Source organism: Polaribacter dokdonensis, assembly GCF_024362345.1.
Lineage (GTDB): Bacteria > Bacteroidota > Bacteroidia > Flavobacteriales > Flavobacteriaceae > Polaribacter > Polaribacter dokdonensis.
Window position 1 is genome coordinate 1,344,331 of record NZ_CP101505.1, and the last position, 20,192, is coordinate 1,364,522.

The 20,192-nt window shown below is 30.4% G+C and carries 17 protein-coding genes; 15 read left to right on the forward strand and 2 right to left on the reverse strand.

The features are described 5' to 3' along the window. From LPB302_RS06060 to LPB302_RS06120, 13 genes are all read left to right on the forward strand, one after another. Positions 1 to 3,240 (forward strand): HAD-IB family hydrolase, encoded by a 3,240-nt coding sequence (locus LPB302_RS06060; protein WP_053972892.1) that lies wholly within the window; start codon positions 1 to 3, stop codon positions 3,238 to 3,240. 17 nt (positions 3,241 to 3,257) lie between these two features. Then, positions 3,258 to 4,259, forward strand: a complete 1,002-nt coding sequence (locus tag LPB302_RS06065) for an NAD(P)H-dependent glycerol-3-phosphate dehydrogenase (protein WP_053972893.1) — start codon at positions 3,258 to 3,260, stop codon at positions 4,257 to 4,259. A 10-nt stretch (positions 4,260 to 4,269) separates the two neighbouring features. Beyond that, entirely contained in the window at positions 4,270 to 4,782 is a 513-nt protein-coding gene (locus LPB302_RS06070) for a hypothetical protein (protein ID WP_053972894.1), read from the forward strand. Between the two features lie 7 nt (positions 4,783 to 4,789). Further along, positions 4,790 to 5,593 (forward strand): AfsR/SARP family transcriptional regulator, encoded by an 804-nt coding sequence (locus LPB302_RS06075; protein WP_053972895.1) that lies wholly within the window; start codon positions 4,790 to 4,792, stop codon positions 5,591 to 5,593. 188 nt (positions 5,594 to 5,781) lie between these two features. Further along, positions 5,782 to 6,627, forward strand: a complete 846-nt coding sequence (locus LPB302_RS06080) for a helix-hairpin-helix domain-containing protein (protein ID WP_053972896.1) — start codon at positions 5,782 to 5,784, stop codon at positions 6,625 to 6,627. A 17-nt stretch (positions 6,628 to 6,644) separates the two neighbouring features. Continuing rightward, positions 6,645 to 6,935: a hypothetical protein gene (locus LPB302_RS06085; protein ID WP_053972897.1), complete on the forward strand. Its 291-nt coding sequence runs from the start codon at positions 6,645 to 6,647 to the stop codon at positions 6,933 to 6,935. A gap of 119 nt (positions 6,936 to 7,054) precedes the next feature. After that, a complete protein-coding gene (locus LPB302_RS06090; protein ID WP_053972898.1) occupies positions 7,055 to 7,717 on the forward strand; it encodes a TetR family transcriptional regulator C-terminal domain-containing protein in 663 nt (220 codons plus the stop codon). Between the two features lie 3 nt (positions 7,718 to 7,720). After that, positions 7,721 to 9,031, forward strand: a complete 1,311-nt coding sequence (locus LPB302_RS06095) for an ABC1 kinase family protein (RefSeq protein ID WP_053972899.1) — start codon at positions 7,721 to 7,723, stop codon at positions 9,029 to 9,031. 49 nt (positions 9,032 to 9,080) lie between these two features. Beyond that, on the forward strand, positions 9,081 to 9,686 hold the full coding sequence (gene udk / locus LPB302_RS06100; protein WP_053972900.1) for a uridine kinase: 606 nt from the start codon (positions 9,081 to 9,083) through the stop codon (positions 9,684 to 9,686). Further along, positions 9,687 to 10,007, forward strand: coding sequence for an FtsB family cell division protein (locus LPB302_RS06105; RefSeq protein WP_053972901.1), 321 nt, complete (start codon positions 9,687 to 9,689; stop codon positions 10,005 to 10,007). After that, positions 10,007 to 11,353, forward strand: a complete 1,347-nt coding sequence (locus tag LPB302_RS06110) for a methylmalonyl-CoA mutase subunit beta (protein WP_053972902.1) — start codon at positions 10,007 to 10,009, stop codon at positions 11,351 to 11,353. The genes LPB302_RS06105 and LPB302_RS06110 overlap by 1 nt, the downstream gene beginning before the upstream one ends. Further along, positions 11,346 to 13,409 (forward strand): methylmalonyl-CoA mutase, encoded by a 2,064-nt coding sequence (gene scpA / locus LPB302_RS06115; RefSeq protein ID WP_053972903.1) that lies wholly within the window; start codon positions 11,346 to 11,348, stop codon positions 13,407 to 13,409. The genes LPB302_RS06110 and scpA overlap by 8 nt, the downstream gene beginning before the upstream one ends. An 86-nt stretch (positions 13,410 to 13,495) precedes the next feature. Beyond that, positions 13,496 to 15,016, forward strand: coding sequence for a GH3 family acyl-acid amido synthetase (locus tag LPB302_RS06120; protein WP_053972904.1), 1,521 nt, complete (start codon positions 13,496 to 13,498; stop codon positions 15,014 to 15,016). On the opposite strand, the gene LPB302_RS06125 is transcribed toward LPB302_RS06120, so the two are convergent. Then, positions 15,013 to 16,080 (reverse strand): endonuclease/exonuclease/phosphatase family protein, encoded by a 1,068-nt coding sequence (locus LPB302_RS06125; RefSeq protein WP_053972905.1) that lies wholly within the window; start codon positions 16,078 to 16,080, stop codon positions 15,013 to 15,015. The genes LPB302_RS06120 and LPB302_RS06125 overlap by 4 nt on opposite strands. A 267-nt stretch (positions 16,081 to 16,347) precedes the next feature. On the opposite strand from LPB302_RS06125, the gene LPB302_RS06130 reads away from it, so the two are divergent. Together LPB302_RS06130 and LPB302_RS06135 are read left to right on the forward strand one after the other, a co-directional pair. After that, on the forward strand, positions 16,348 to 17,610 hold the full coding sequence (locus LPB302_RS06130; protein ID WP_053972906.1) for a putative DNA modification/repair radical SAM protein: 1,263 nt from the start codon (positions 16,348 to 16,350) through the stop codon (positions 17,608 to 17,610). After that, a complete protein-coding gene (locus LPB302_RS06135) occupies positions 17,611 to 18,387 on the forward strand; it encodes a TIGR03915 family putative DNA repair protein (protein ID WP_053972907.1) in 777 nt (258 codons plus the stop codon). Here the strand turns inward: LPB302_RS06135 and LPB302_RS06140 are convergent. Further along, positions 18,382 to 20,103, reverse strand: a complete 1,722-nt coding sequence (locus LPB302_RS06140) for an FAD/NAD(P)-binding protein (RefSeq protein ID WP_053972908.1) — start codon at positions 20,101 to 20,103, stop codon at positions 18,382 to 18,384. The genes LPB302_RS06135 and LPB302_RS06140 overlap by 6 nt on opposite strands. Between the last annotated feature and the right edge of the window lie 89 nt (positions 20,104 to 20,192).

The following is a 20,192-nucleotide window of genomic DNA, read 5'->3' on the forward strand; positions in this document are numbered from 1 at the left end:
ATGGAAAACAATTTAAAGAATATTACGAATCACCCAAACTATCAAGCAAGTTTGTTAGAAATTGCTAAATCCGAAAAAATGGATATTAGTGAAGTTCAACAAAAAGGTGAAGCATGTATTCAAGAATTGTATTCACAACAACATCCAATAGCAAATTTATTATCTGTCAAAGGCTTTCAGTTCATGATGTCTAAAGCATATAATAATAAGATTGATGTAGATCCTCAAGAAATAAAAAAATTAATGAAATTAATGCGTCAAAACTCTGTCGCATTTATTTTAACGCATAAAACCTATTTAGATACTGTTGTTTTGGTGACAACCTTAGCTCAATATGGTATGCCCATTCCATTTACTTTTGGTGGCATAAATTTAGCTTTTCCTGGTTTAAAACAATTGGGTAAAAAATCTGGACTTATTTTTATTAGAAGAAGTTTTAAAGATGATTTAATTTACAAAGCCTCCTTAAGGCATTACATTTCTTGCCTCATTGAAAATGGCGATCATCTAACTTGGAACATAGAAGGTACAAGATCTAGAACAGGTAAAATTGTTTACCCACAAATGGGGATTTTAAAATACATCATGGAAGGTGCACAAGACAGTACTAGAAATATTAAGTACGTTCCAGTTTCTATTGTTTATGATTTGATTCCTGATGTAAAGCAGATGACTGAAGAAGGAAGAGGAGTAGAAAAACAGTCTGAAGACGTTAAAGGCTTTGTAAAATATTTTAGAAAATTAGGTAACGAATATGGCAAAGCAGCTATTCGTTTTGGAGAGCCTGTAGATGCTAGTGAACATCAAAATGCGATTATTCCAGATATAGAAGAAGATAGTTACTCAGACAAAAATACCTTGCCTCGTTTTGCGTTTGAACTTATTCATAAGGCAAATAGAATTACTCCAGTTACTACAGTATCTTTAGTTTGTAATGTGTTGCTTAATAATTTTGCGCTAACAAAGAAGGAGATAGAATTCAGTGTTCTAAAACTGATGAATTATATAGAACAACGTAAAAACGATGTATTGATTGAACGTGGAAAAAGCATAAGTGCCTCAGTTCAAAAAGCATTAAATTTATTAAAAAGTTCAGGAATTATTCAGAAGAACAAAGCTGGTTATAAAACGAAATACACTTTAAATACAAGAGAATTTTTACCAGCCACTTATTATGCAAATATGGCTTCTGCTCATTTGTATCATAGAGCTTTTATAGAAATTGCATTGGTAAAAATAAAGGATGAAAAATCAAATAGAATTTTATCTTTTTGGGAAGAAATAATGCAACTGAGAGATTTATTCAAATTCGAATTCTTCTATACAAATAAACCTCAATTTAGTTCAGAAATTGAAAGCGAATTGGATTTATTTGATAAAAATTGGCGTAAAACCATAAGTGATGAAAACGCAGACATAACTAAATTATTAGCCAAACAAGAACTCTTTGTATCTAAAGGTTTATTACTTATCTATTTAGAAGCCAATAAAATAGTTTGTAAAACATTACAATCTTGGGATTTAGAAGATGATTTCTCTGATGAAGATTTTATAGAATTATGCCTCTTTAAAGGAAAGGAATTACATTGGAAAAATAGAATTAGCAGATTAGAAAGTGCATCTAAACCTTTCTTGATAAGCGCTTTACGCTTGGCAAAAAACAAAAATTTACTTCCTTCAGATAAAAAGTTAGACTTCAAAAGATTAGACCTTTGGATGTCTCAATTAGAGGAACTTACTGAGCGTTTGCAATATTTACAAAACTTAGAGTCTGAATCTTTAAAGAAAATTAAAAAGCAAAAAGACGATATTGAAAAAGTACCTGGTGCTGAGATTATTAGTATTGCAGAGGAAGTTTTAGAAGATGAAGAAGGGCCTCATATTGCAGCTTTCTTTGATCTAGATAGAACTTTAATAAATGATTTTTCTGCCAAACAGTTTGTAAAATCACGCTTTTTAAGCGGAAAATCAACCCCTAAAGAATTACTCTCTCAATTTGCAACGCTAACAGCCTATGCAATTGGTAACAGAGATTTTGAAATTCTAACTAAAATATCTGCTTTAGGCGTAAAAGGAATTTCTGAAAAACAGTTTAAAGATCTAGGTGAAGAAATTTATAAAGACCATTTAATTTCTACTATATATCCAGAATCAAAAACATTAATAGCCTCTCATCTAGAAAAAGGTCATAAAGTAGTTATTGTATCTGCTGCAACTCGTTATCAAGTAACACCAATTGCAAACGGCTTAGGTATTACAGAAATTTATTGCACAGAAATGGAAGTTAAAAAAGGCAAATTTACTGGTCTTATTTCTGAAATGTGTTGGGCAGAAGGCAAAGCAAGAGCAGGTAGAAAATTTGCAAAAGCTAATAATATAGATTTATCTAAAAGTTTCTTTTATACAGATAGTATAGATGACTACCCTCTTTTAGAAATTGTTGGGAAGCCTGTTGCAACAAATCCAGATAATAAATTATCGCAATTAGCTTTCGAAAACAATTGGAAAATTTTACGATTTAAAAAGAATACTAAAAAACCTGTAGTAAATGGTTTAAGAACAGGTTTAGCTGCTGCAAGTTTATATCCATCTGCCTTAAAAGGCATTGTAAAAGGTACGCTTGCCATGTCTCAAAGAGAAGGTATAAATGCTACAATTACAAGTATTGGAGATTTAGGAACAAAGCTAGCAGGCTTAGATATAAATGTTAAAAATAAACACAATTTAGAAGATCATAGACCAGCAGTATTTTGCTTTAACCATCAATCTTCAGCAGACTTTTTTGTGATTTTAAAATTGCTACAAAAAGACGTTACAGGAATTGCTAAAAAAGAATTAGAATTTACTCCTTTTGGGCCAGTGTTTAAAGCTATGGGTGCTATTTTTATTGATAGATCAAATAAGAAAAAAGCACTAGCTTCAATGAAAAATGCAGCAAATGTCTTAAAAAACGGAACTTCTGTAGCTATTGCTCCAGAAGGCACAAGAAGTGGAAGTAAAAAATTAGGAGCATTTAAAAAAGGTGCCTTTCATTTGGCTATAAAGGCTGGTGTGCCTATTGTGCCAATAGTAATAAAAAACGCATATATGGCTATGCCCAAAGGAAGCAACATATTTAGTCCTACACATATAGAAGTTGTGGTTTTAGATCCTGTAGATACAGCTGAATGGAAACCAAAGCATATAGAAACTTACGTTGATGAAGTAAGAGAATTATTTGTAAAAGAATTAGAAAATTAATCATCTAAACTAACATTATGAAACTACAAGTTGGCTTATTAGGTGGTGGTTCATGGGGAACTACTGTAGCATCATTAACTGCTAAAAACAGCAAAACTATTCTTTGGGCTAGAAATCAAGAAACAGTAGATGAAATCAATAATTCTCATACTAATGAAAAGTACTTGCCAGATGCAAAATTGACACACAGTCTGCAAGCGTCAACATCTATAAGAGAAACAGTGGAAGAAGCAGATGTAATTGTAATGGGTGTACCTGCACAAAGTTTTAGAGAAGTATTAAAAGAAGCAAAACCACATATAAGGCCTTGGGTACCAATAATTAACCTTGCTAAAGGATTGGAGATTAGCACAAAAAAAAGAATGACAGAAATTATAGAAGAAATAATGCCTGGTCATCCTGCAGGTGTTTTAACTGGGCCAAATTTAGCTAAGGAAATTCATTTTGGTAATGCAGCTGCTGCTGTAATTGCAATGGTAGATAAAACCATAGCTTCTAAATTACAAGATGTTTTTAGCTCTGGTTTATTTAGAGTTTATACCAATACAGATGTTATTGGGTGTGAATTAGGTGGAGCCTTAAAAAATATAATAGCAATTGCATCAGGAATGGGTGATGGAGCAGATGCAGGAGACAATACAAGAGCAGCAATTATTACAAGAGGTTTAGCTGAACTTACAAGATTAGGAATTGCTATGGGTGGTAAAAAACAAACATTTTATGGTTTAGCAGGTATGGGTGATTTGGTTGCCACCTGTTCTTCTTCTCAAAGTAGAAATCATCATGTAGGTTTTGAACTTGGTAAAGGCAAAAACCTAGAACAGATTATAAATGAAATGAATGAAGTGGCAGAAGGTGTAAAAACAGCTAAAGTTGTTATGGAACTTGCCAAGAAATATAAAGTAGATATGCCAATTTCTGAACAAATTTACAAAGTACTTTACGAAGGTAGCACTGTTAATGAAGCATTTAAAGGGCTTTTAAGATATGAAGTAGGGTCTGAAAAAGAACCAGGATAAAATTTTAGATATGAAGAAAAAACAAGAACAAAATGCATCTTTTATGGTGCGTTTTCAACAGCAAATTTTTGAAGAAAATGGAGAATCTAAAATTCAGTGGAGAGGAAAAATAACACACGTACAAGATGGTTCTGAACAACGGTTTTCAGACTTTAAGGATGCTTTGGATTTTATGCAAAATACGTTAGCAGATTTAACGCATGAAGCTACTATAGATGAGCAATCAGAGAAAAGAGAGAACCTGATAAACAAAAGTCTTTCTATGTGGAAAACCATAAAAGATGTTGGCCCAAAAGTAATTAGAGATACCATAAAAGATCCTAAGAAACAGTTTGAAAATATACAAGATCAAATTCAAGATCAAATTTCAAATTTAGGAGATGAACTATCAGAAAAAGTTCAAATTAATGAATGGAGAAATGCCTCTAGAGCTGACTTTAATAAAATTCAAAATCAGATTGACACACTCACATCAGAAATAAAAAAATTGAGTACCAAAATGGATTCAATGAAAAAGAATTAATTGATTAATGTCAGATTTTCAACAACAACTTATTGACCTAGAAAACTTTCAAACGAATGCTGTTATTCGAATTGAAACTTTAGGCAATTTTGTTGTTTGGAGAGATAATGCAAAGGTTGAAAACAAAAGCTGGGGAAGAGATAAAACGATTCAGTTACTACAATATCTAGTTTCCTACAGAAAAAGAAATGCACTGCATAAAGAAAAGATTATGGACAATCTTTGGGAAGATTGGAATGATAGAGACTTTAAAGTAGCTTTGCATGGTATAAATAAAGTCTTAGAACCAGATAGAGCCTCTAGAACAGAACCTGTTTTTATTGTAAGACAAGGTGTAAGTTATCAAATTGATTTAGACAAAGTTTGGATAGATGTAGAAGCTTTAGAGCAACTTATTATTATTGGTAACAGCAATTTTAGCTCAGATCATAATATCGCAAAAGAAGCTTATCAAAAAGCAATAGCACTATATAAAGGCAGTTTTCTACCTAACAGAATTTATGAAGATTGGTCTTCAGAAGAAAGAGAAAAATCTCAATTACTAATTTTAAGTGCATATATTACTCTAGCAGATATACTATTGAAAGAAAATCCGTTAGAAAGTATTCGTTTAGCACAAAATGCATTATCTATTGATGCAACTTGGGAAGATGCTTACAGAATTCAAATGCAAGCATACATCAATAAGGGTAATAGACCACAAGCCATAAAAACCTATATGAAGTGTGAGGCTATTTTAGAAGAAGAATATGGAATTTCTCCACTTCCAGAAACAAAGAAACTTCTAAAGAAAATAGAAGAAATCAACTAACAATCAAATGATTAACTTTATTGTAACTCATTTGTAACTCCAATTATTTATTTTTGTAGAAAATTAATTAGAATGAGTTTCTAATGAGATTTATATCTATAATTTCATAATCTTTTTTGCAACTCATCTGTAACTCTCATATTGTAAGTTTGTTACATAAAATTTAAATTATTATAAAAATATATATTATGGCAACAAAAAAGTCTAAAAAACAAGAAGATAAATTAGGAAAAGCAAAAGCAATCGTTAAAAGAATTAATAGCGATTTAATTGATGCTTCATTTAATGCTATTGAAACTACTGTAAAAACAGGAGAAAAATGGCAAAAACTAACTGCTAAGTTAGTTAAGAAAGCAGAGCCTTTAACAAAGCAACAAATTAACATGGTTGTAGAAACTGCTGAGTCTATTAAAGGTCAGTTAGAAAATAGTACTGATCGTTTAAAAACATTAGTAGGTTATGACCCAAAAATGTTAGAAGATGCTAAGAAAATGGTAAAAGAAAATCCTTTAGTAGAAAAAGCTGAAGAGATGAAAGAAAAGCTAGAGAAAGAAGTAGCTAACAACAAGTATGTTAAAAAAGCAGAAAAAATGTCTGATAAGTTAAAGAAAAACATTTCTGAAACTATAGATGATGTAAAAGGTAAAATCGAAGATTATACAGAAGATGCTTTAAATAATGTAAACGAAAAGTTAGAAGATATTAAGCCTGTAAAAACTAAAAAATCTACACCTAAGAAAAAAGTTGTAAAGAAAGAAGTAGCTGTAGAAGAAAAAATAGTTGTTAAGAAAACTGAGGTTAAAGATGATTTAAAAGTAATTAAAGGTATTGGGCCAGTTTTAGAAAAATCATTAAATGATTTAGACGTAACTGCTTATGAGCAAATCGCAAAAATGACCATTAAGAACATGACTAAATTATTAACAGATGCAGGAATTAATGCTAAAATTTATGATTTATCTGGTTGGAAAGCTCAAGCAAAGTTAGCTTTAAAAGGAGATATGGAAGCAGTGAAAAACTGGGAAAGAAAATAACCAAAAAAAATTAAGACATGATTACTAAAAAAATAGATACTAAGAAGATTTCTAAAAAAGTGGAAAAAGCATTTAAAAACGCTAAAACTACAAGTGCAAAAGCTAATGATTACGCTTTAAACACAACAGAAAAAGTTGTAACTGAAACTATAGATATTGCTAGCCAATTACAACAGGTTACAGACAAAGCTCTAAAAAGTAGAATTGAGTTATTAGGTAAAAAACAAAACCTAATGTTCGATACTTTAGAAGCATACAAAAAACAACTTTTAAAAGGAAAAAAGAAGTTGAGAAAAGCATTTGCTTAATTGCAAAATACTCCTAAATAAAACCAAGTTAAAATTTAACTTGGTTTTTTGTTTTTATAGGCATTGTTATGCTTTAATCGAGCAAACGTTTCGTATTTTTGTTTAAAGTTTTAAGCAAAATGAAAAACAAAAAGCAAAGTTCAAAATTAGACATCCTTACACTTTATATGGATTTGGTTTCTGAGCATCAAGCAAAACCAGATAGTGTTGAGGATTTTTGTGAACAAACCAACTTAGATGAAGAAAATTTTTACGCGCATTTTAAATCATTAAATAAAGTAGAGAAAACCATTTTTAAAGAGTTATTTAAAAACTCTTTAGAGGTGTTAAATGAAAGCGAAGAGTTTTTGTCTTTTGATGCTAAAAACAAACTGATAAGTTTATACTTTACATTCTTCGAAAACTTCACTTTAAACAGAGCTTATTTAGAGGTTGTTTTAAAAGGATGTAGAAACAAACTACAATCTTACAAAACACTTTCTGGCTTAAAGAAAAGCTTTATTCATTTTATAGATAGTTTAGAATTAACAGATAGTATTCTACCTATAGATGGCTTAGAAAAAATTCAAAATAATGTAATAAGCCATTCAGCTTGGATACAATTACTAATCACCATTAAATTTTGGTTAGAAGATACATCTGATTCTTTTGAGAAGACAGATATTTTTATAGAAAAATCAATCAATACCAGTTTCGAATTAATAGAAAACAAATTCCTAAAAAATGTATTTGATTTAGGAAAGTTTGTGTACAAAGAAAAGTTTCAAAAAAATACGGATTAAGGTATGAAAAAAGCAAGCAAAATTCCGATTACTAAAATTCAACGTGCTTCTAAACTTGTAAAAACAGGTGCAAAAGTGGGCGTGAATTATTTAAAATATTATGGTGATAAAATTACCAAAACTGAAGAAGATGCCAGAGAGCAGTTAAATAAAAATAACGCAGAAGACATTTACGACAGTTTAAAAGATTTAAAAGGTAGCCCATTAAAAGTAGCACAAATGCTTAGTATGGAAAAAAGCATATTGCCTAGAGCTTACGTAGAAAAGTTCTCTTTGGCTCAATTTTCTGTACCTCCATTATCTGAGGCTTTGGTGCTAAAAACCTTTAAGAAAAGTTTTGGTAAATTTCCATCAGAAATTTATGACAAATTCGATGTTAAAGCATACAATGCTGCAAGTATTGGTCAAGTGCATAAAGCTGAAAAAGATGGCAAACAATTAGCAGTTAAAATTCAATATCCAGGAGTTTCAGACAGTATAAAGTCAGATTTAGCTATGCTAAAACCTTTTGTTATTCGAATGTTTAACATGAAAGGTAAAACATCAGATGAGTACTTTTTTGAGGTACAAGATAAACTATTAGAAGAAACAGACTATGTATTAGAAGTGCAACAAAGTCAAGAAATTGTAGACAGTTGCAGCCACATACCAAACCTAGCATTTCCTACTTATTATCCAGAGTTATCATCCAAACAAATTATTACTATGGATTGGATGAAAGGTGTTCACTTGTCTGAATTTACAGCAGTAAATACAGATCAAGAAAAAGCAAATGCTATAGGTCAAGCTTTGTGGGATTTTTACATGTTTCAAATTCATAATCTTAAAAAAGTACATGCAGATCCACATCCAGGAAACTTCTTAGTTTCTAAGAAAGGAGAACTTATTGCTTTAGATTTTGGTTGCATGAAAACCATTCCTTTAGATTTTTATAATCCGTATTTTATTTTAGCTAGAAAAGAAACTTTATCAGACAGAAAATTGTTTGAAGAAAAAATGTTTGAGTTAGAAATTCTTAGAAAAGAGGACAGTAAAGAAGAGTTCGATTTTTTTAATGCTATGTTTCATGAAATGCTATCAATTTTTACACAACCATTTCACGAAGAAGTTTTCGATTTTTCTGACCCAGTATTTTTTGGTAAAATTTCTGAATTTGGAGAACGTTATTCTAAAAACGTAGAGTTAAGATCTTATGATGCAAGTAGGGGTTCTAAACACTTTATTTATATGAACAGAACCTTTTTTGGATTGTACAATTTAATGTTCGATTTAAAGGCGCAAGATATTAAGATTAATAATTTTATGAATTTGTAAAATCTTTACTACTTTCGTAGAATAAAGAAGAACAAATCAAATAAAATTTATGCTAATTATAGGAATTGCAGGTGGAACTGGAAGTGGAAAAACTACGGTTGTAAATCAGATTGTTAAACAACTTCCTACAGATGAAGTTTGTGTAATTTCGCAAGATTCATACTACAAGGCTACAGATAATTTGTCTTATGAAGAGCGTACAAAAATAAATTTCGATCATCCAAGAGCTATAGATTTCGAACTTTTAATAAAACATTTAAAAGATTTAAAAAAAGGTAAAACTGTAAATCAGCCTGTATACTCTTTTGTTACACACAATAGAACTAAAGATATTTTTAAAACCCAGCCAAGAAAGGTGGTTATTGTAGAGGGTATTTTAATTTTTAATAGTGAAGAATTAAGAGATTTATTCGATATTAAAATCTTTGTACATGCAGAAACAGATGAGCGTTTGATAAGAAGAGTTCGTAGAGATATTACAGACAGAGGTAGAGATATAGATGAAGTTTTAAATCGCTACCAAAACACCTTAAAACCTATGCATCAGCAGTTTATAGAGCCTACTAAGAATTTTGCTGATATCATTATACCTAATGACAGATACAATACTGTAGCCATAGATATTGTTAGAAGTGTAATTAACGAACGTTTGTAAATGAGCTTTTTTCAAAAATTAAAAAATAACACCGTCTTTAAAATCTTTACAAATATTTTTGTAATTATTTTAATTCCATTTATAATTTGGATGTTATTTTTTGATGAAAATTCTTATTTAATTCATCGTAAATTTAATAACGAAATCGAAGATTTAGAAAGTACCATTTCTTTTTATCAAGATAAAATTGCCAAAGACAAAGAGACTATAAAAAAGCTCCAAGATTCTTTAGAACTAGAACGCTTTGCAAGAGAAAAGTATTTGATGAAGAAAGAAAATGAAGATATTTATATTATTGAATTTGATACCATAAAAGACTAATGAATAATTTTCTATTTGATGAATTTGAACCTGTATCAGCAGCTACTTGGAAACAAAAAATTCAAGTAGATTTAAAAGGTGCAGATTACAATGATACTCTACTATCTAAAACAAATGAAGGCATTACTATAAAGCCTTTTTACACCAAAGAAGATAGAAGTAATACAACTATTCAATTACCAAAAGAAGGCTTTAATATTTGTCAAACTATTTTTATTGATGATGAAAAAATTGCCAATTCTTTAGCTTTAGACGCATTAAAAAGAGGTGCAAATACCATACAGTTTAAAGCTTCAAAAAGTTTTAATCCAAAACCACTTCTAAGAGATTTTCCTGGTAAAACTATTTTGTACTTTAACCTAAGTTTTTTAGACGCTGATTTTATTACTGAACTTTCAGAATTTTGTGATGATAATAACACTTTCATTCAAACTGATATTATTGGTAATTTGGCTGAAAGTGGTAATTGGTTTATCAATTTAAAAGAAGACCACAATCAATTAAAACAAATTGTTGAAAAAGCTAATAATTGCATTACTATTTCAGCAGATTTATATCAAAATGCAGGTGCCAATTGCACACAACAATTATCTTATGCCTTAGCACATACCAATGAGTACTTAAATCATTTTGGTAAAGATGTGGCCTCTAAAATCAGCTTTAATTTTGCTGTTGGTAGTAATTACTTTTTTGAAATTGCCAAATTAAGAGCATTTAGAATTTTATGGAACTCACTTTTAAACGAGTATGATGCACCAAATCAAACAGCTCATATTTTTACACAACCTAGTTTACGAAACAAAACACTGTATGATTACAATGTAAATATGCTTAGAACTACTTCTGAATGTATGAGTGCAATTTTAGGTGGCTCCAATACCATTTGTAATGTTGCCTATGATGAAATTTATCATAAATCAAATGAGTTTGGAGAACGCATTTCTAGAAATCAGCTTTTAATTTTACAACAAGAAAGTTACTTTCAAGAAGCTCAAACTTTTGCAAATGGAGCATATTATATAGAATCAATTACCAATCAATTGGCTGAAAAAGCATTAGCTCTTTTTAAAAACATAGAAAAAGCTGGTGGATTTTTAAAACAATTGAAAGAAGGTACCATCCAAAGAAAAATTAACGAAAGTGCTGCAAAAGAAGAAGACAATTTTAAAGCGAATAAAACAGTATTGTTAGGTACAAACCTACAGATAAATACTGCTGATAAAATGAAGCAAAATTTAGAATTGTATCCTTTTGTAAAACAAAGAAATATAAAAACATTAATTACTCCAATTGTTCGAAAGCGACTTGCTGAAACAGTTGAAAAAGAACGTTTAGAAAATGAGTAGAAAAAATGTTTCCAACATAAAACTAGCACAAAGTCAAGATGCAAATTCCAAAGACTTTTCTCATGAAGATTTTGTTGCAGGTATTGCCCCTAATTTAAGAGGCCCATACTCTACAATGTACGTTCGTAGACCTTGGACAATAAGACAATATGCAGGTTTTTCTACTGCTGAAGAAAGCAATGCTTTTTACAGAAGAAATTTAGAAGCAGGACAAAAAGGGCTATCTGTTGCTTTTGATTTAGCTACTCATAGAGGTTATGATTCAGATCATGAACGTGTACAAGGAGATGTAGGTAAAGCAGGTGTTGCTATTGATTCTGTAGAAGACATGAAGGTTTTATTCGATAAAATTCCTTTAGACAAAATGTCTGTGTCTATGACTATGAATGGTGCAGTTTTGCCTATTCTAGCTTTTTATATTGTAGCTGCAGAAGAACAAGGTGTAGCTCCAGAATTATTATCAGGTACAATTCAAAATGATATATTAAAGGAGTTTATGGTTAGAAATACTTATATCTACCCTCCTTCTCCATCTATGAAAATCATTGCTGATATTTTTAAGTATACTAGTAATAATATGCCAAAATTTAATTCTATTTCCATCTCTGGTTATCACATGCAAGAAGCAGGTGCAACTGCAGAAATTGAATTAGCTTACACTTTAGCTGATGGTTTAGAGTACATTAAAAAAGGTATTGAAACAGGTATGGACATAGATACTTTTGCTCCAAGATTATCATTCTTTTGGGCAATTGGTATGGACCATTTTACAGAAATAGCAAAATTAAGAGCAGCTAGAATGTTATGGGCCAAAATTGTAAAGCAATTCAACCCTAAAAATCCAAAATCATTAGCTTTAAGAACACACTGTCAAACCAGTGGATGGTCTTTAACTGAACAAGATCCTTTTAATAATGTTGCAAGAACTACTATTGAAGCAATGGCTGCTGCTTTTGGTGGCACACAAAGTTTACATACAAATGCGCTAGATGAAGCTATTGCTTTACCAACAGATTTTTCTGCGAGAATTGCTAGAAATACACAAATCTATTTACAACAAGAAACACAAATAACAAAAACCGTAGATCCTTGGGCTGGTAGTTATCATGTTGAAAAACGTACAGAAGAAATTGCAAATAAAGCTTGGGAACTAATTCAAGAAGTAGAAGAATTAGGAGGAATGACCAAAGCTATAGAAAAAGGAATTCCAAAATTAAGAATTGAGGAGGCTGCTGCTCAAAAGCAAGCCAAAATTGATAGTGGTCAAGATATAATTGTTGGTGTAAACAAATATCAATTAAAACAAGAAGATCCTTTACATATTTTAGAGGTAGATAATGAAGCAGTAAGAAAATCTCAAATTGAAAGATTAAATGATTTAAAAGCCAAAAGAGATTCTAATTCTGTAGCAACTTGTCTAAAAAACCTAACAAAAGCTGCAAAATCAAGTGAAGGTAATTTATTAGATTTGGCTGTAAAAGCTGCTAAAAACAGAGCCACTTTAGGTGAAATTTCTGATGCTCTAGAAGTTGTTTTTGGCAGACATAAAGCTGTAACTAAAACCATTTCTGGTGTGTATAGTAAAGAAATAAAAGACGATAAGTTATTTAAAGAAGCTTCTGAATTAGCAGATAAATTTGCAGAATTAGAGGGTAGACGTCCAAGAATAATGATTGCAAAATTAGGTCAAGATGGGCATGATAGAGGAGCAAAAGTTGTTGCTACAGGTTATGCAGATTTAGGCTTTGATGTAGATATTGGCCCATTATTTCAAACACCACAAGAAGCTACAAAACAGGCTGTAGAAAACGATGTTCATATCTTAGGTATATCCTCTTTGGCTGCAGGCCATAAAACTTTGGTTCCACAAGTTATTGCTGAATTAAAGAAATATGGTAGAGAAGATATTATGGTAATTGTTGGTGGAGTTATTCCTGCTCAAGATTATCAATATTTATTCGATGCTGGTGCTGTTGGTGTTTTTGGCCCAGGAACCAAAATTGCACAAGCTGCTATAGATTTAATAACTATTTTAATAGATAGTATCGCTGAATAAGCCAAATCCTTTATGAATTAATTTTATTTCTTTTAAAGTTAATTCAACATATAAATTATTATCAAATTTGTTAAAAATCATCAACTATGGCAATTTTAGGAAACATTATTAAAGGAGTAATTAACTTAACAGATACATTATCCTCTGATGCAAATCATGTAGAAGCTCAAGAAAAAATTTTGAGAACACTCTTAGAAACTGCAAAGGAAACTCAATTTGGTAAAAAATATAATTTTGAAACAATTTTATTAAGTGATGATATCTGCGAATCTTTTGCAGACTCTGTACCCTATTTTGATTATAATAAAATTAATGATGAATGGTGGCACAAATTACACGAAGGTGAAGTTGATGTAACATGGCCAGGATCACCATCCTATTTTGCATTAAGTTCTGGTACTACAGGAAAAAGTAGTAAAAGAATTCCTGTTACAGATAAAATGATTGATGCTATAAAAAGCTCGGGAATTAAGCAGGTGTTGTCCTTAAATCATTTTGATTTACCCTCAGATTTTTTCGAAAAAGAAATTATGATGCTTGGTAGCTCTACAGATCTAAAAGAAAAAGATGATCATTTAGAAGGAGAAATTAGCGGAATTAGCGCAAGCAACATTCCATTTTGGTTTAAAGGATATTACAAACCAGGAGAAGATATTGCAAAAATTGATGATTGGGATGATCGTGTTTTACATATTGCTCAAAATGCCAAAAGTTGGGATATTGGTGCTTTAAGTGGAATACCTGCCTGGATAGAATTGATGTTGCAAGAGGTAATAAAATATCACAACCTAAATAACATTCATGAAATTTGGCCAAATCTGCAAGTGTATACTTCAGGTGGTGTTGCATTTAGCCCCTATGAAAAAAGTTTTAAAGCACTTTTAGGAAAACCTGTAACAGTTATAGACACTTATTTAGCTTCAGAAGGTTACATAGCTACACAAACAAGACCAGAAACAGATGCAATGCAACTAAATACAGAGAATGGTATTTATTTTGAATTTGTTCCTATGAATCCAGATTACATAAAGGCAGATGGTTCATTAAAGAAAAATGCCCCTTCTCTAACACTAAAAGAGGTAGAGTTAGACCAGGATTATATTTTAATAATTAGCACTGTTAGTGGAGCTTGGCGTTATTTAATTGGTGATACAATTGCATTTACAAATGTAGAAAGAGCCGAAATTAAAATTACAGGTAGAACTAAGTTTTTCTTAAATACAGTAGGTTCGCAACTTTCTGTAAATAAAATGGATGATGCCATGAAAAATTTAGAAGAGCAATACAATACCAAAATTACAGAATATACAATTTGTGCAAAACGTTTTGAAGATGGTGAGTTTTATCATTCTTGGTATATAGGTGCAGATATTAATGCTGATGATAAAGATATTGCAAATTCATTAGATGAATTTCTTAAAGACGCTAACAAAAACTATAGAGTTGCAAGAAGCAAAGCTTTAAAAGGCGTAAAAGTAACTGTAATACCTGTAGAAAAGTTTTATGCTTGGAGCGATCAAAACAAGAAAAAAGGTGGCCAAGTAAAAATGGCACGTGTAATGAAAGAAGATAAATTTAAAGAGTGGGAAAATTTTGTGAACGATTAATTTTTTTGTTCGCTTTCTCTAAACTTTTTAATTTGCGTATTTGCTCTTTCTAATTCATTTTTAGTGGGTTTTTCTGGTTTTTGTTCTTTGGCTAGTTCTGGTTCAAAAGTAAGTTCAGTATATAAAGGGTAATGATCTGAATTAACATCTCCTCTAACCTCAATATTTTTAATTCTGAACTCTTCCGACACAAATATGTGATCTAAGGGCCATTTTAAGATATTACTATCAGCACTATACGTATTAAAGAAACCTCTACCCAATCTCGCATCTAGTAAAGTACTCACATTCTTAAATAATTGAGATGTTTCTGACCAAGCAACATCATTAAAATCACCCAAAACTAATGTTGGTAATTCTCTCTCTAAACTCATTTTTGCAATCATCATCATTTCTGCATCTCTATTGGTAGACATATCATTTTCTTGTGGAACTGGAGGCGTTGGATGAATGGCATAAAACTGAATTAAATTCCCATCTTTTAATCGTAATTTTCCATGTATAGAAGGTATACTATCACTTACTAAAAACTTAGTTTCAATATCTACCAAATCTAATTTTGAATACAATGCCATACCATAAGTATTATCAATTGGCACTAATTGTTTCTGATAATCATTTGCAAAGAAATCGCTTACCTCATCAATCCATTTTTGATCTGTTTCTGTTAATAACACAACATCTGGATCCACCTTTTTCAGGTCAGCAATTAACAAGTTTTTCTTTTCATTCTTCTGTAAAACGTTACTCGTATAAATTTTTAAAGAGTTGGTATTAGATGCACTGCTATCTTTAATTTCCAAATCATTTAAAAATGTATAAGGATATATTTTTAAAAACTGAAATACCAAACAAGCGCCTACAATTGAAATAAACAGGTAATCTTTAACATTCTTAAAATCGAATCGAATAAAGTAAACTAAGAAAGCTATTAAGGTTAATAAAGTTAGTTGTATATGTGGAAAATCAAAAACTCTAATCCACCAATAATCTACAGCAATAAAAGGGAATATAGTTATAACTATGGCAAGTACACCAAATCCAATTAAAAATTTCTTAAGCATAGTTTTTTCTTTTATTAGCACTCTTTAGGTAAATATAATATTTTAACTCCAAAAGATTATTTTAGTAACTCTATTCTAGTCTGAACAATTCCTATTTTAACCTGTTTTTTTTTAGTTAAAAGGACCACTTATAAAGTCGCTTTTTTTATGCGTTTTTGTTATAGATTTAAAGAATAGTATCATTTAAAATTGTTACTTTTAAAAACCTTACCAAACCTTTTTATCGAGAATCAACAACACTAATAACACACTATAAAATAGTAGTTTATGTCTTTTGAGCGCACTTTAGAAAAACTTAAAATTTTAGCAGATGCTGCTAAATACGATGTTTCCTGTTCATCAAGTGGAAGCAAAAGAACCAATACCAATAAAGGTTTAGGCGATTCTACAGGAATGGGTATTTGCCATTCTTACACAGAAGATGGTAGATGTGTTTCTTTACTTAAAATTTTGCTGACCAATCACTGTATTTTTGATTGCGCTTATTGTGTTACACGTAAAAGTAATGATGTAAAAAGAGCTGCATTTAAAGTGCAAGAAGTAGTAGACTTAACCATCAATTTTTACAGAAGAAATTATATTGAAGGTCTATTTTTAAGTTCTGGTATTTTTAAAAGTGCAGATTATACCATGGAACGTTTGGTAGCTGTTGCCAAAAAATTACGTTTAGAAGAAAATTTTAATGGGTATATTCATTTAAAGTCAATTCCTGGGGCTTCTGATGAGTTAATGCGTGAAGCAGGTTTGTATGCAGACAGGTTGAGTGTAAATATTGAAATCCCTACAAAAAGCGGATTAAAATTGCTGGCACCAGACAAAAATTTTGATGATTTTATAAAACCTATGGAAAAGGTGAAAAATGAAATTATTCAATACAAATCTGAAAAGAAAATTATAAAAAGCACTCCTAAATATGCTCCTGCAGGCCAAAGTACACAGATGATTGTTGGTGCAAGTGGAGAAAATGATTTCCAAATTTTAAAAACAGCAGAACATTATTACAAGAATTATAATTTAAAAAGAGTCTATTATTCTGGTTATGTGCCAATTTCTTATGATGACAGATTACCTTCTATAGGTAGTGAAGTGCCTATGTTACGTGAAAACAGATTATATCAATCAGATTGGTTAACGCGCTTTTATGGTTTTCAAACAAATGAAATTGTAAACTTAAATCATCAGCAATTAGATTTAGATATCGATCCTAAGTTGAGTTGGGCTTTACGTAATCTACACGAATTTCCTGTTGATGTAAATAAAGCTGATAAAAGAATGTTGGCTAGAATTCCTGGTGTTGGTATGAAATCTGTAACCAAAATATTAATGGCTAGAAAATATCGAAGATTAAATTGGGATCATCTTAAAAAAATAGGAATTGCATTTAACAGAGCACAATACTTCTTGGTTTGCGATAGTAATTTATTTGAACGAAGAGATTTACCAGCAGAAAAAATTAAAGCAAATATATTACGCAATTCAAATAGCAAGTATGATAAATTGTTGAGTCCTCAATTAAATTTATTTTCTTAAATGCAGCATAAAAGTTTAATTTACGATGGTACATTTGAAGGTTTTCTTTCTTGTGTTTTTTATGTTTTTGAATACAAACTAAGTGATGTAACAATTCAAAACGAATTTGTAAATCAAAATGAATTATTTGCAGATACAGAAACCATTCTAACTGATAAGCAAAAATCAAATCGTGTTTGGAAAGGTTTAAAACAAAAAGCATCAACCCTAACATCCACTAAAATTTATTATGCTTTTTTAAGTGAGCAACCTAAAGTTGAAAATGTATTGTTAGACTATATACAATACATTTTTAAAAGCTCAGAAAAAGTAGATACAGACTTTACACAACCAAGTGTTTTAAAAACTTCTCAAATTGCAAAAAATGTAAGTAGAGAAAAACACAGAATGGAAGCATTTGTGCGTTTTAAACTTACCAAAGACAATATTTATTTTGCAAATATTGAACCCAATTTTAATGTATTACCTTTAATTGCAAGGCATTTTAAAAGCAGATATGCAGATCAAAAATGGATTATTTATGATATTAGAAGAAATTATGGTTTGTTTTATGATTTACTTAAGTTAGATTTCATCGATCTCGATTTTCCAGATAATTTTGATTTCTCAAAAACCAGTTCAGATTTTTTTAGTGAACAGGAATTTGATTTTCAAAAACTTTGGAAAGATTACTTTGATAGCACCAACATTAAAGAACGTAAAAACATGAAACTGCATGTAAGACATGTTCCAAAACGTTATTGGAAATATTTAAGCGAAAAACAACCAAATTTATAATCTGCTTACAGCTCCTTTGGCCCAATCTTTTATTCTAGGTCCAAAACATTCTAAAATAGCATCTACACCTATTACACTTCCTTTTGCTAATCTTCCTAAAACTGCTAAAGGAATTTTTCTGCTATCATCATCTAAAACAATTGTTCCATCTTTATTGGTTTCTATACCCAATTTAGAATGTACAGGTTGTAGCAAATCATCTTTTAGTAAATTTAAAATTATAGGAGTTGAGACTTCTAATAATTTAGGAGCACTTAATACACTATTAATTACAACTTCGCAATTCAACTCTTGTTCTCCTTTTTTAAACAACCAATAATCCTTTTTTGTAATTATTTCAGGATCATCCACAAATCGAAAATCTAGAATATTGGCTTCATGTAGGGCAATTAATTGTTGCATGCTTTCAATTGGTGGGCCATAAGAATATCTTTTCATCATTTCATCAAACTGAATTACATCTGCAAAAAGTGCATCACTTACATTTGCATGCGAAAACGATTTGTACAATGTAGGTTGTAAATGTCTTATGACTTGACCAACACAAAAATCTAAAGAAACATTAATTTCATGAGCTGCCATACTTACGTAATTTGTTAATAAACTAATGGTGCTAATTTCTGTATCTAGCAAACATTCATGTTGATGCTGTTGATTTTGAAACCACATTAAAATAGTGTTCTCTAATTGCTCATCACTGTCAGAGGTTTCAATTTTTTGCTCTAAATTCTTATATATTTCAACACCTATTTTAGCAAATAGGGCTTTCAGAAAGTCAGCGTTTTCAGCTTTTACATCTCCCTTTGCATATTTTAGAACTTCTTTTTCAAATTTTGCTAATTGTTTTTCTGATGGTTTAAATTGATTATCAATTTCTTTATTCAGAGGTTTAGGAACCATAGGTAAGCCATCTAAAGAATATGGAATAATTTTTTTGGCTACATTTTGAGATGTAATAAATTTAGAAGCAAAAGTTTTCTTATCAATTATCTTAAACTTCCCTCCTTTTTCTATGGTTAATGCTCTAACTGCATCTATCATGGCCAAACCAAAACCTCGAATTGCAATATTTTTAGATGTACTAGTAGCTTCAGCTTTTATAATTTTATCAATAGGATACGTTTCTGAGAAAAACGTTTTTTTACTTTCTAAGCCATCAATTTCAAAGGCTTTTAAATCTTCAGATAATTTTGTAGTTTGATGACCTATTGTGAGTAAAACCTCATCTAGGACATTGTTGTTTCCAGATAAATCTAATAAGTGAAATTCATTATCCTTTAAGTTTATATCAGCAATAAACGTTTTATGAACTTTTACTATATGATGTTGTTGTAAAACTTCCAAGATAGATTTTGCTCTATTTTTCAAATATTTTCCAATTTCTCTTCTTGGAGGAAATTGATCTGGTAAATGCGCTAAAGCCTCTCTATCTTTAGCTGATAAGGAATCTATATAAGATGGATAACTTGGAATCTCAATTCCATTTAAAATAATTTCAGGTCTGCCTTTTAAATTTCTAAGTGCTCTAACAGTAATATTGGTCCAGTTTACTGTAGATTGTTTGGTGTTCCATACTTGTCCAGCTCCTAATTCTTCCTCACTTTCAAATATGTGCACTGCAATTAATTGGTTCTTTTGCTTAGAAAGTTCTAAAAAAAGCATTTCTAAAGCATTTAATCCTCTTGGGCCAAAACCAACAATTCCTAACTTTTTCATGTATTTATTTTAAAGAAAATTTATCAAAAATATGGGAATATTTTTTCTAATATGATCTCTATTCCGTTTTAATTGAACGCATCTAAAAA